The organism is Rhizobium grahamii CCGE 502, assembly GCF_000298315.2.
GTDB lineage: Bacteria > Pseudomonadota > Alphaproteobacteria > Rhizobiales > Rhizobiaceae > Rhizobium > Rhizobium grahamii.
On record NZ_AEYE02000023.1, the window covers coordinates 1 to 12564 of the forward strand.

11 protein-coding genes are annotated in these 12564 nt (G+C 56.9%); 5 read left to right on the top strand and 6 right to left on the bottom strand.

Features of this window, described 5'->3' with window-relative positions:
• The 3 genes from RGCCGE502_RS19060 to RGCCGE502_RS19075 form a co-directional block, all read right to left on the bottom strand.
• Nucleotides 1-562: alpha/beta fold hydrolase (locus tag RGCCGE502_RS19060; RefSeq protein ID WP_016555822.1), on the bottom strand; the 562-nt coding region annotated here is incomplete at its 3' end.
• A 968-nt stretch (nt 563-1530) separates the two neighbouring features.
• Nucleotides 1531-2004: a dihydroxyacetone kinase subunit DhaK gene (locus tag RGCCGE502_RS39235; protein ID WP_425327258.1), complete on the bottom strand. Its 474-nt coding sequence runs from the start codon at nt 2002-2004 to the stop codon at nt 1531-1533.
• Between the two features lie 718 nt (nt 2005-2722).
• Nucleotides 2723-3001: an HU family DNA-binding protein gene (locus RGCCGE502_RS19075; RefSeq protein ID WP_016555825.1), complete on the bottom strand. Its 279-nt coding sequence runs from the start codon at nt 2999-3001 to the stop codon at nt 2723-2725.
• A 455-nt stretch (nt 3002-3456) separates the two neighbouring features.
• On the opposite strand from RGCCGE502_RS19075, the gene serA reads away from it, so the two are divergent.
• Nucleotides 3457-4695: a phosphoglycerate dehydrogenase gene (serA, locus tag RGCCGE502_RS19080; RefSeq protein WP_016555826.1), complete on the top strand. Its 1239-nt coding sequence runs from the start codon at nt 3457-3459 to the stop codon at nt 4693-4695.
• A gap of 137 nt (nt 4696-4832) precedes the next feature.
• On the opposite strand, the gene RGCCGE502_RS19085 is transcribed toward serA, so the two are convergent.
• Nucleotides 4833-5177: a hypothetical protein gene (locus RGCCGE502_RS19085; RefSeq protein WP_016555827.1), complete on the bottom strand. Its 345-nt coding sequence runs from the start codon at nt 5175-5177 to the stop codon at nt 4833-4835.
• A 283-nt stretch (nt 5178-5460) separates the two neighbouring features.
• Here RGCCGE502_RS19085 and RGCCGE502_RS19090 point away from each other — a divergent pair, with 283 nt between their 5' ends.
• On the top strand, nt 5461-5679 hold the full coding sequence (locus tag RGCCGE502_RS19090; protein WP_016555828.1) for a DUF982 domain-containing protein: 219 nt from the start codon (nt 5461-5463) through the stop codon (nt 5677-5679).
• Between the two features lie 431 nt (nt 5680-6110).
• On the opposite strand, the gene RGCCGE502_RS19095 is transcribed toward RGCCGE502_RS19090, so the two are convergent.
• Complete coding sequence (locus RGCCGE502_RS19095) at nt 6111-8447, bottom strand: PBP1A family penicillin-binding protein (protein WP_040675077.1); 2337 nt, start codon at nt 8445-8447, stop codon at nt 6111-6113.
• A 675-nt stretch (nt 8448-9122) separates the two neighbouring features.
• Between RGCCGE502_RS19095 and RGCCGE502_RS39105 the strand changes: the two genes are divergently transcribed.
• The 3 genes from RGCCGE502_RS39105 (at nt 9123) to RGCCGE502_RS38075 (ending at nt 11019) form a co-directional block, all read left to right on the top strand.
• Nucleotides 9123-9521: a hypothetical protein gene (locus tag RGCCGE502_RS39105; protein ID WP_369333331.1), complete on the top strand. Its 399-nt coding sequence runs from the start codon at nt 9123-9125 to the stop codon at nt 9519-9521.
• Between the two features lie 78 nt (nt 9522-9599).
• Nucleotides 9600-9884 carry an HU family DNA-binding protein gene (locus tag RGCCGE502_RS19100; RefSeq protein WP_016555830.1) on the top strand — a complete coding sequence of 95 codons (285 nt, stop codon included), beginning with the start codon at nt 9600-9602 and terminating at the stop codon, nt 9882-9884.
• A gap of 148 nt (nt 9885-10032) precedes the next feature.
• Complete coding sequence (locus tag RGCCGE502_RS38075; RefSeq protein WP_016555831.1) at nt 10033-11019, top strand: DUF6030 family protein; 987 nt, start codon at nt 10033-10035, stop codon at nt 11017-11019.
• 618 nt (nt 11020-11637) lie between these two features.
• On the opposite strand, the gene RGCCGE502_RS19110 is transcribed toward RGCCGE502_RS38075, so the two are convergent.
• Nucleotides 11638-12126 carry a cupin domain-containing protein gene (locus RGCCGE502_RS19110; RefSeq protein WP_016555832.1) on the bottom strand — a complete coding sequence of 163 codons (489 nt, stop codon included), beginning with the start codon at nt 12124-12126 and terminating at the stop codon, nt 11638-11640.
• Nucleotides 12127-12564 lie beyond the last annotated feature (438 nt).

The following is a 12564-nucleotide window of genomic DNA, read 5'->3' on the forward strand; positions in this document are numbered from 1 at the left end:
CGGGAATGCCGGTTGCGAACTCTCTTCCGCACCAAAAGGGTACGGCAGCGTCATTTCTTGCGTGCAGAACGAGCGTCGGTACCATTACCTGCGAAAGGATGTCCGAAACATCGATTTCGCCGAATGCTTCATGGAGGCGGCCGGCGTTGCAAGGGGAAACCGAAACGCGCTGCAGTTCATCAAACCAATCCATCTGCACCTGATTTGCCCCTGGAATGAACATCGCTGTAAACAGATGCCGAAAAACAGGATTGTTCTGACCCCATCCTTCCCGGATCAGTGCGGTCATTGCGTCATGGGTGGCCACTTCATGGGTGTCGCCTCGCTTCCGCCAGCCTTTAACAAATCCTCCGTAGAGGATGAGGCCCGTTACCCGTTCGGGATGCCGCAAGGCATAGGCAACAGAGACGGCGCAGCTTTGCGACACCCCGAGAAGTGTAAATCGGTCGAGCTCCGCAGCGTCGACCACCGACTCTAAGTCGGCAATCATCGCCGCAAACGAGATATCCTCGGCAACCCAGTCCGAAAGACCAGTGCCACGCTCGTCATAGCGGATGAGCATCGTTTTCTCCGAAAGAGCGTCGATCCAATGCCTCCAAACCGGGCTCTCCCAATCATACTGGAGATGTGACATCCAATGCGCAGCTCGCACGATCGGTGATCCATGCCCGCACACTGCATAGGCGATCGTTGTCTGGTCTGAGGTCTTGCAGAAGCGAATTTCCTGCGACCTCCTGCCGGACGGCAACGGAAGCGGCAGAGGCTCCCGGGGTTCCGACCGCCGCTCGGGCAGATCGACGTCGGCAATTTCTGCAGTCAGCCTGTTCAGCGCCAGGCAATGAGCGTCCGCTCGGTCCGGATTATTCTGGAGGCGTCCGATGAGGGTGCGCAGAATTATTGTATGTATTCGAAGTAACTTGTCTCGTTGGTATTGCCGCCAAGCCTCAAAGCTTGGGCAGTGTGGCAGGCTAAGACCTTCGAGAAATTCACCGCGGAAAGTCCCTGCGAGAGATTCCAGTGTCTCGGTATCCAGGAGGGCGAGGTCAGTGGGTCGAAGGGAGGCTATGCCGGTGATGTCCAGATCAACCGTCTGGAGGCTAAGGAAAACGGATTCGTGGTCTCCACACAGGCGCTGATGACCTTCGGTGTTCACAATGGGTCGAAGTTTGTGCAGGCTCCACCTTAGCGAAGCCCGAGGGTCGTCTGGCACTTCCCAGAACAGCTTGCAAAGATGGTCGCGACGCTGGGGCCTCCCGATAACTGCCAAATAGCCAAGAAGGGCACGCGTCTTCTTCGACTGAGGCAGAGGCAGGAGCACTCCATCTCGACTGACGCTGAGCTCGCCCAATACCGCAATTGCCAGTTGGCCGATCATGATACACCGACTTGACGATGGCGTTCGTGAGATATCTTAGAACAATGCCACCGGAGTCGAAACCGACTTGACTAAGCGTTTGAGCTGTCGGCGTCCTCTGACGACGCGGGATTGGCGGTCGCATGGACGTTTTTTACGATGGCTGGCAAGTGTATCTAGCAGCCCCAGCGCAAGGCAGCCGTTGCAACGGGCGAATCCCATAGAGAAAACTCCTCTTCCGTAAGGAAAGCGAGCGTGATGGAAAGGCCCTGCATGTCGAGCGACGTGGCATAAGTGCCAACGAGCGAGCGCTCAATCCGCAGGCCATGCGCCGTCATGATGCGATGCGCTGAGTTGTAGGCAAGTTGCGTCGGCGCCACGGAAAAATGCCGTATGCCCGCAGCAAGAAGGTCGGCGGTACACGAGGGGTCTTCGGCCATTTCGCCGCAGATGCTGATCCGCTTACTGCCGGCAAGCTTTGCTGCCTGGTCAGAAGCCGCAGCACCGCCGGAGCCGCCTTGGCTTGGGAAATCGCGAAGTCGGCATCCTCTCGTGGCGAGGCGACAAGATACTGCGCGAGATCGGCCGAACGAAAAGAAGTCCGCACTCTCGAATTTGTCCAGCGTGAGTGCTGCCGCAGGAACCTCCACCATCAATCCAGATGGGAGGTAAGCTATGCGGCACACCGCGGCGGGCAAGCTCGCTTGATTCTTCGCTATAGATCAGCTTGATGCCGTCGACTTCAGACGGGAAAGTCACCATCGGCAGCATGCTCTCGGGTGATCGTCATGTGCATCGGGATCACGGACGGGCACTGGTGTCGAATATGCATAAGTGCCTTTGCGTCTCGATGAATATAACCTTCGACAAAAGGTTGTTGGCACCGCTCACCTGGATTGGGCCGGGCGGCAGAGTTTCGCCAAGCGGCCCGCATGTGCACCTTTATATAGGGGGGCTTAGAGCTGCAGAAGGCGAAATTGCAGTTCAGTGGCGTGGCGGCGAGGGACAATTCTTTGCCCCGGACTATGCCGGCTGGCCTTGCCGGCTTCAGCGAAGCTCGCCATTAGGGAGTTTGCCGTTCGACAGGCTCGAGGCCCAGATGTTGCAGCAGATCCTGCTTCAGCGTGATCTGCCCTTTCAATGTTTTCTCTGCTCAATCGCTTTTTGGCGATGGTCCTGCGTCGTAATGAGCCACATCGCCCCGCAATGCTTATCGAAGGTTAGACACCGGGCTTAATCAGGCACGCGACGTCACCTGCATCGCCTGTAACCTCTTATCTCAGGGAGGGTGGCGGCGTGAAGCCGCTATTCACGTCTGCCTATGCCGTATAAACAGGACCCCACCAAAACGGGTGGGGTCCGTCTCATTTACTTATTCAGCGCATCCTTCAGCGCCTTGGCCGGCTGGAAGGTCAGCTTCTTGGCCGCTGCGACCTTGATGGTCGCACCCGTGGCTGGATTGCGGGCCTCGCGCTCAGGCGTTGCCTTCACCTTGAATTTTCCAAAGCCGGGCAGGGACGTTTCGTTGCCGGCGACAGCAGCGCTAGCGATCGATGCGATCACGGCTTCAACAATTGCCTTGCCCTGGACCTTCGTCAGACCATGCTCAGCAGCGACCTTGTCAGCGATTTCATTGGTAGTCGTCATATCTGTTTCCCCATTCGTACGTTCGAGCATCCCTGCCATCAGCTGCTCGCGCTGTCATTGACGCGCTGCAGCAAAAGCAAAGGTAAGTGCCTGATTTCCACAGCTTCTGATTAAAATTCGCCACCTGAAACCGCCACTCCTGCTCCCTGTCTCCAGGACAAGGTCTGTATTGATAGGTCTTTGAGTTGGAGATCGAGCCTTGAGATTGTTCGTCGCCACAGGCGCCATTCGCCTTGGAGGAATAACTCGGGACGTCAACGCGGCTAGTGTTCGGATCCCTCAAGGATGTTTGGAAAGCACCTCAGCTATCCCCAGCTGGTTGGAAAATCTCGTCCCGACATGACTCGCATTAGTTCTTGTGTCGTTTGCCAGATGTCGCAAAGGCATGTTGGAATCCGCCTCAATGGACTACAAGCGATTAGACGAGTTCAAAATCGGAAATTGAAAGTATATCCATGGTTCCTCAACTTTCTCTCCCACGCGACCGAATTTCCGTGCTTCTGCTTGAAGGCATCAATCAGAGCGCCGTGGATTATTTTTTGTCGTCCGGCTACACCAATCTCGTTTCTCTGCCCAAAGCGCTCGATGATAAGGACCTAAAAAGCCATATCGCCGACGCGCATATGATCGGTATTCGGTCTCGAACGCAGCTGACAGAAGAGATCTTCGAATCTGCCAAAAAGCTCATTGCCGTCGGCTGTTTCTCTGTCGGCACGAACCAGGTCGATCTCGACGCCGCCCGGCGTCGCGGGATTCCGGTCTTCAACGCTCCCTATTCGAATACGCGCTCGGTGGCAGAACTGGTGATCGGCGAGATCATCATGCTGACAAGGCAGATTTTCCCTCGGTCGGCTTCTGCCCATCAAGGTGGATGGGAAAAATCCGCCACAGGCAGTCGGGAAGTACGCGGGAAGACGCTTGGAATCGTCGGCTATGGCAATATCGGCTCACAGCTGAGTTCGCTTGCGGAAAGCATGGGCATGGTTGTGCGCTATTTCGATCTATCGGACAGGCTACGCCGGGGGAATTCCGAGTCTATGGCTTCGCTCGTCGAACTTCTCGAGATTTCGGATTATGTGACCATGCACGTTCCGGAAACGAGTTCGACGTATAACATGATCACCGAAAAAGAACTGCGGCGCATGAAAAAGGGCGCCATATTCATCAACAATTCCCGAGGCACGGTGGTGGATCTCGACGCGCTCGCGAAGGTTCTGAAAGAAGGCCATCTTGCTGGTGCTGCCGTTGACGTTTTTCCGAAGGAGCCTGCATCGAACAAGGAGCGTTTCCAAACGCCCTTGCAAGGCTTGAACAACGTCATTCTGACACCGCATATCGGTGGCTCGACGGAAGAAGCCCAGGAGCGCATCGGCGGGGAAGTTTCCAGGAAGCTGGTTGAATATTCTGACATAGGCTCAACGATGGGGGCCGTTAACTTCCCTCAGGTTCAACTGCCTGAACGTCCAAACGGAACCCGTTTCATCCATGTTCATGAAAATCGCCCTGGCATACTCATCCAACTGAATGGAATCTTCTCATCGCGCGGATTGAATATCCTTGGAGAATTTCTTCAGACCTATGGTGATACAGGTTATGTGGTCGTGGAAGCCGAGGGGATTTCACAAAATGCCGACGACATCCTTCAGTCTCTCCGCCAGATTCCGGGAACGATAAGAACCCGCTTAGTCTACTGACCCACACAGGGCCCCAAATGAGCTTGGCGGGCGCCTTCGGCGCCGGCCAGATGCGTCGGAGTGGCAGCGACCAGGTCTGCAGGCAGGCGCGTTTGGACGTGCGGCTCTACCACCCTCTACGCAGGCTCACCCCGCAGTCACTTGCATGGGAATGCCTCTATCAACGCCATCGTCATGACGACGCCGACCATGGCCGGATCGAGACCGCCGTGCGCCGGATGCCGTTCAATGTCAGTCTCGATCATACGAAGATACTGATCGCCGGTGATCGCAATGTTCGGCTGGCAATAGAGCGTCCGCTCCCGCTGCTCGAAGCCGATTGTCATGTTCGCCCCCTCGACGCCGCGACCGACACCAGTAAGAAGCGCCACAAACTCCTTGTTGCCATCCCTGGCCCAGCCAACGACATCTTTCACGGTAGCCCCGTGGGCACCGCTGGAAAAACACCACAACGCTGTCGCCAGAAGCACAGCCTTATGCATCAAATCATCCCTTGACCCGGGCTTGAACCTAATAACGATGCTACAGGCATCACGCGCCGGCCGCCACTCCTTTACGAGTTGTGCCTCGTGCCGGGTTAGCCCACTTCAGTGCATGGATGTTCAAATATTCAAATTGTGCGCTTGCCCACATTTGAACTTCGACGGCTATTCATCGACCGTTTCCTCCCCTTTCATTAGAGATGCTAGATACCCACCTACAGGGAGGCGGACTGATGCCCGCTGCCGTCGGCAAACGGAGAACACTTACGATTGGAGCCCAGCCATGTTGGTACACCGATGGAAAGAGCCCCTCGTGCTCGGAGACAGCCGCATTCGCATTGTTGTAAGCTCTCCAGAGGAAGCCTTAACCTGGCTGATTCACGAACCCGACCAGAGCACGGCCAAATGGAAAAGAGCGTGGAACGCTTGCCGAGCAGTCATTGAGGGTAGGATGAAGGCGGAAGACGCCAAGCCCGTCGTTAAGCTGGCGGCGGCACACTGAACCATTCAGATAGGCGATCTTGGTCCTTCATCTGATCCATTGATTTTGAGCTGCAGCGCTTCGGCTGCTCGCGTTGAGCCCGGGCTGGTTCGGGGCCTGTCGTCACTTGCGTGATGAGGGCCTCTACCTCAGCCATGCAGCCCTCCCTGTCGACATTCAGGGGGTGCCGGTCCTTTCGGCCGTTCTCGATCGATCCGCCAGTCCCTGAATAGCTGCCTTGGTCGCTCGCAATAATGCAGGACGATGATGACGTGCAACGGAAGCCCTGGTAACAGTCCTGGCATGGCCGCCGAGGTCGTTCAGCTCAAGAGAAAGCCTGGTGAGCGAACTCGTCGATGTTAAGGCAACAAATGGGCATTCCAACTCCCACAAAGGTGGAAAGCCCCCCATAACAAAGGCTAACCAGTTCGCAGTTTACTTGCGTGAAGCGATCACTTTTCGCAGAGACGCCGCCCGCCGGAATAGGGCTGGTAGGTGCAGTCCGACGGCCGGAAGGAACGGTAGCTGCGGGAGCAGGCTGTGATGTTGCAGGACTGTGGCGCGCCCGGGCCGTCGATCGTTGATCCAGCGGACCTCGACTCATTTTGTGCAGGCTCGGTCCTCGCTGCCCGCATGAAGTCCCGCCAAATCCGCGCTGGCAAAGCGCCGCCTGTAACGCCATTCATCGGCGTTTCATCGTCATTGCCAACCCACACCCCGGCGACGAGCGGTTCCGTGAAGCCGACGAACCAGGCGTCGCGATTGTTTTGACTGGTGCCGGTCTTGCCGGCCGCAAACCCGCCGGGGTCGGCTTCACGTCCAGTGCCGCGCTCGACCACCAACTGCAGGAGGCCGAGGAGATCTGACTGGTAAGGCGAAAGGTCAATATTTGGCCCAACCTGTGGGCTGAGCCGAAACGCTTGTGGATACCCTGCTGCCTGAAAGTCGATGATCCCCCGGGGCTCGACGGGCGCTTTGCCGAGACGGACCGAGGCATAGGCGCTGGTCAGGTCGAGCAGGTTTACTTCGGATGTCCCGAGCGCCAAGGACGGAGTGTTCGCAAGTGGAGCATCGATGCCTAGCTCTCGGGCGGCGGCAATTACATTGTCGAGCCCGACCTCGTCGGCAAGTGTCACCGTCGCGGCATTTAGCGACCGCGCAAAGGCTTCCGCAAGTGTTACCCATCCGCGATAGCCGCCGCCGTAGTTTTCCGGCGCCCAACCGTTGATGTTGATTGGCGCGTCGAGAATCCGATCGGACAAGGTCAGCCCGGCCTTCAGGGCCGCATAGTAGACGAACAGCTTGAAGGTTGAGCCCGGCTGCCGCATCGCGGTGACGGCGCGGTTGAACTGGCTTGCCTTGTAGTCGCGCCCGCCGACCATGGCAACGACGGCACCGTCCGGCGTCATCGCAACCAATGCGGCCTGCGACGCTCCGGCAGCCTTTCCTTCCCGCTCCAAAGCTTGTCGCACGACCCTTTCAGCGAGCTGTTGCAGGTGCGGCACCAGCGTGGTGCGCACCGTTGTCGAACCTGGGGAGGAGCCGGCGATTTCGCTCGCCTGCGGCGAGATCCAGTCGGCGAACCAACTTCCGGAGCGCGGGGTCGGCGTCGTCGGATGAAGTTTGGCGAAGCTCGCCTTGACTTCGTCGGCCTCCGCTCCCGTGATCTTGCTATTGGCTACCATCGTGTCGAGGACGACGGCGCTGCGTTGCCGGGCGCCTTCGAAATTATCGATCGGGTTCCACTGGCTCGGTGCCCGCAGCAATCCCGCCAGCATCGCTGATTCCTGCAAATTGAGGGCGCTAATATCCTTGTTGAAATAGATCCGCGCGGCGGCAGGCATGCCGGTCGCACCGGCACCAAGATATGCGCTGTTGAGATAGCGAGTGAGGATTTCCTCCTTGCCCAGCTTCCACTCCAGCCACAGGGCAATAACGACCTCCTGTATCTTCCGTTTTATTGTCCTATCGCTGTCGAGGTACTGCAGCTTGATGAGCTGCTGCGTGATCGTGCTGCCGCCCTCTACCACCGAGCCAGCTTCGAAGTTCCGCAGGAACGCCCTTGCTATCCCTCTGATGTCGATGCCGAAATGATCCATGAACCGCCGATCCTCAATTGAGAGGACGGCGTCGATGAGATGCGGCGGAAACTGATTGTATTGCGCATACGATCCTTGATAAGGCCCCTGACGCACCAGCGGTGCACCGTCAGCGGTTTCCAGCACTACGACAGGCTTCAGGGTCCCATCCCGGATCTCACCCCAGGGTACGTCCTTCAATGCCCAAACGAATATACTTCCTATCAGCAGGAGACCGACAAGAAAGACCGAAACGAGAGCGAATTTCCACCGGCCAGCGTCAAGGGATGCGTGCCGGCGTTTCTTGAGGGCTGTCGCACTGATACCGGCCGCTGCTTTAACCAAACTAGCCGCCGACCGTGTGCAGAAATTGCGGACAGTTGTTGTTGTTCCCGCTCGGATTGATCCCCTGAGCTTCGTCCCCAGATAGGAAGAAGCTGTCTTTGCCCTGGTCCGCGCCGAGGTTGAACTCGCTTTCAAATCCTGGCTCAGCGCACGCATCAGGTAGCGCGCTGCCAGTCTGCTTTGGCCGAAGGATTTGTGGGGCCGTCGCGGTTGATGGGCAGCGGAGCCTGAACTGGCCCCACCAATTAAGTCCACGGCGGCCGCCGGGGTCTCGATGCGGTCGGGGATCCGCGAATCCGCCGAGTGATCGGCGCCCGTGCTTGGATCATTGGCATTTTGGTTTGAGGATTCGGGAGGGCTTGGCATCGGTTACCGCTTATGAACTCTTCCCGAATTTAGCGCGGGCTTGTAACCCGGCAATGCCAAATGATCCACCGCGGCTGCGTGCATTCATGCTCGCTTATAACGTGTCGCGGGTTCAAGGGCCGGGCATGAATGTCCCGCGTTACCAGACTCAAGTGAAAAAGACGAGGAGCCCGGCTCAACTCCGAGGTCTTTCGACGGCTCCCGCCAAACCCGCGACAAGCCCCGCGTTGGATTAGCCGATCCCGTGGCGCGCTTGCCGGGCAGCGTTTAAAACGGTTTTAAAATAGGCCTTTCAAACCTAATCGATTTTAATTTTTTCTTTAAACTTTTTTTGTTGCAATGCAAAAGAAACATGACGTTAATCCCTCCGATACAAATATTGTTGGAGTTACACATGACCTTCAGCTTTCCACTTGATGATAAACGAAATGCCGAAGAACTGCTAAAGCACTTGGCAACGCACAATCTCAGGCCCCCCGGGAATTGTGTGGTATCGGTAAAAACGCTCGTGGCGCACGTCTCCTCTCTCAACACATACTCGCTCGGCTCGGCTCGTACGGCATGGTAGGGTCTCGCTCTCTTGGCCTCAGCCGTGCATGGTCACGTGCGCGTTAGCGCGGGCGGAGTTCTTAGGATGGGCGAGACGATCGAGAATCGCATGTCGCGATCCTGCCCGTGCCGACAGAATCCGATCAACCAGCGAACTGCAATTCCGGCTCTAAGCCCTCCTATGCCGAAACCCTCGATCACTTCGAGTTCGCCCGCACGATAGCCTTTGCACGTGATCTCATGGCACCGTGCTATTTGCGCCTCTCGGCCGGACGAATGCGGATGTGTGTCGAGATGCAGGCACTCTGCTTCTTCTCCGGGGCCAACCCGGTCCTTGTCGGTTCCGTCATCTTGGCCTCTCTCCGATGCCGCTCGGAAAAGCCCAGTGACGACGCCAGTAGTGTCCGTCTGCCTGACAACGCTCAAGGAACTGCGGGGGGCGCCGCAGGGTGCGTTGATGTCCCTTCGAGCGTAGCGGCATCTAATTCCGAAGCGGGTTACGGGCCCCCTTTGAAAACAGCATGACTTGAGATTGCGATTTCAAGCGCTATCCTGCTGAGAGCCATCTGGCATCAATAGGACAGCTTGTGGAGGAATGCTCACTTGACACGGTCAGAGCTCGTCAAACGCGTTTCCGCTCATTACCCGCACCTCCATCTTGGGCATGCAGAGAAGGTGGTCGATGCAGTTCTCGACGCAATCACAGAAATCCTCGAGCGCGGTGGCCGCGCAGAACTGCGTAATTTTGGGTCTTTTTCGATCCGCAATCGCCAGTCCCGCGCGGGTCGTGATCCCCGAACCGGAAATGCAATCTTCGTCGCAGAAAGTTGGGCGCCATTCTTTCGAGCGAGTAAGGAATTGCGAACCCGATTAAACCGTCGCGGCTAAACGCTGCTCGCTGACCTATGGCGCCTCCGACCCCGAGAACGGCTCCGCTTTCGATGGGGGTCGGCTTTTGCGTTGGGTCGGTTCGAGCGACGCCGCGCCCTGTCGTGCTTCAGCGGGATCGAGAGTTCGCCGACCCAACGTCTTCCAAATGGGTTCAACGACTGCTATCTTAGAGATTGCGCATTTACCCCTCACGACGGTGTTGGATTTGGGAAACCAGACTTCGGGAAGTCGGATCACTACACCGCCGCTCTGGATAAAAAGCCGTAAAGCGCTCCTTATCGGACTCGTCTTTGTCGCTGTTGTCGGTATCGTCGCACTATCGAGCAGCGCCCTCTATCGGCGCGATGCCGTTACCCCAAGCCTATACCCTGTCGCTCAAAGGCAAGCCCGATCGTTGCGGCCGACTGGCGAGGTTATCGCCATGCGCGCTGATTTACGGCAATCCGCGTCGAATGGAACGCGCCTTTTCGATTCTCCGATTTTTGAACTGGCAAGCCAATTCCTGCGCACATGGCGGATTTCGGGCCCCGAGGTTTGCGCGGCGTTTCGTAATGCGGGAATTGAGACGACGCAGTGGCGCGCCGCTTCTATGCGAAGTGTCAACTACGAGTGCTACTTTCAGCGCGTTTACGAGCGGGACGAGGCCCGTCCCCTTCGTTCGACGTTTCTGCGCGTTCGAGGGAATTCGAGGGGCGATATCTTTGAGATAAGTGGTCGAATTGTGGGGCCGAAGACGGATGATCGTGGAATGCTTGATCCCTCCCTCATGCGTATCTTCGAAGTTATCGTTGTCGAAGCGAGGTGGGAGGACTTTCAAGAGGCGCTCCCCTCGATCCAGAAACTCCTCGACGTCAGAAGCGAGCGCTTTGGTGCATATTTCGACTTCACACGAGAGCCGAGCCAGGAGAACAGTTACAATTTTGCGCTGGTCCTATCACAGGACTCCGACCAGCAGGCTCGCACGAGAGCGTATTTCTCTGAGACTCGCTGGTTGGCCAATCCATATCATCGGCAGCGTGTCGGCGTTGACGCCGAGGAACCGGGGTCGTTTGTCCCAACAGGTTCCTCCATGGGCGGGTATGGTGCGCGTGGAGTGGTGCGCAGGGGGTACCGGAGCGAGCCACCGCTTTAATATTGATAGCGACATCTGCGCTATGCGACACGACAGAGCAAGTGAGAGGCAGGAGGCTTTCTGTGGAAATTTGGTCGACCCTGCGCACTTTCACGGTCATATTTTAGGTGCCGTCATCAGTGACAGTTGACTGGTGGATCATTCCTTTGGCTTGAGGAGATTAGGGACGGGCCTGCCCTTGCCAGGCGAAACTGAGATTGTGTGGAACCATTCAAAAGCTGCTCGGGTTGGGGGGGCCGTCCGCGAAAGATCAGCAGCGCCTTCATGGGCTCTCTCTCCCTCCCTATGTTTTGCCATGGGGAACGCCGCTTATTTTTATGGCTCCTGGTTTCAATTGGACGCGGTTTGAATGTCAAATCGTCATATATCTAATCAGTCAATGCCAGAAATGACGCCAAAGCCGGAGATACTTTCGTCGGCGACGATTTGATGGCTGCAGTTCTAGCAGGTGGATATCCCGAGGCATTGGGCCGCAGACAGGACTGGTATGCGGATTATATCCAGGCGATCGTCCAACGCGATGTTCGCGATGTGGCATAGCTCTAGCATCATCTTTTCCACGAAAGGCGGAATCCGAGTGCATATTCGCTCCTTCCGTGGTGACCCGAGGAAGAGAGTTTACTCCGGGCGCCTATGGATCGGGTCGATCCAATACACCGCCTCGGGCTCCTCTATCGGATCGACATCAGTTATATTGACGACAACCGCTTCATTGTCTGAGCGAACAAGGACGCATTCGAGAATGTTGTCAGGATCAGCATTGATTTCCTGGTGCGGAACATATGGCGGGACGAAGATAAAGTCTCCCGGTCCGGCCTCCGCAACATACTCAAGTCGATCACCCCAGCGCATACGCGCTCTGCCTCGAATGACGAAGATAACACTTTCGAGCGCACCGTGGTGGTGGACGCCGGTCTTCGCATTTGGTTCGATTGCGACCGTGCCGGCCCAGATCTTTTGTGCCCCAACACGAGCGTGGTTGATGGCCGCCTGGCGAAACATGCCAGGGGTCTGCGGGGTATTTGAATCAAGCTGATCGCCCTTTATGACGCGGACGCCGTTGTGCTTCCAATAGTCAGAATGGTTGTCGTGATGGGTGTCGGTCAAAACCCTGCTCCTGCCCAGTCTACCAGGGAACGTGCATAGCGTTTCGTGCGCGCTGGACGCTAGAACAAGTTCGCGCTTATTGGTAAATCTGCCTTGTACATCGAACGCAGGCCTCTGTCTCCGCATAACGACGAGAAATATAGTGGCCTGGCCGGTCTCAACCATAGACCGGCAACCGGTCCGACAACTCGCTCCCTGCATGTCAAAGCACTCGCACCGCTAAGCGTTCTTGGGGAGTTGGCGTCCGGTCGCCTTGCCGTTGATACGCGCTGGTGGACCTTTGGCGACGTGGCAGATGCTGCTATTGCTCACGCGTAGTTGGCCGGGTGGAGCTGTCTATGGAAAAGCTTGGCCCTCTACTTGGTAGCGGGAATGTCGCGGACGTGTATGCATTTGGCAAGTTCGCCATAAAGCGTGTGCAAACGCAAAAGTGTCTGC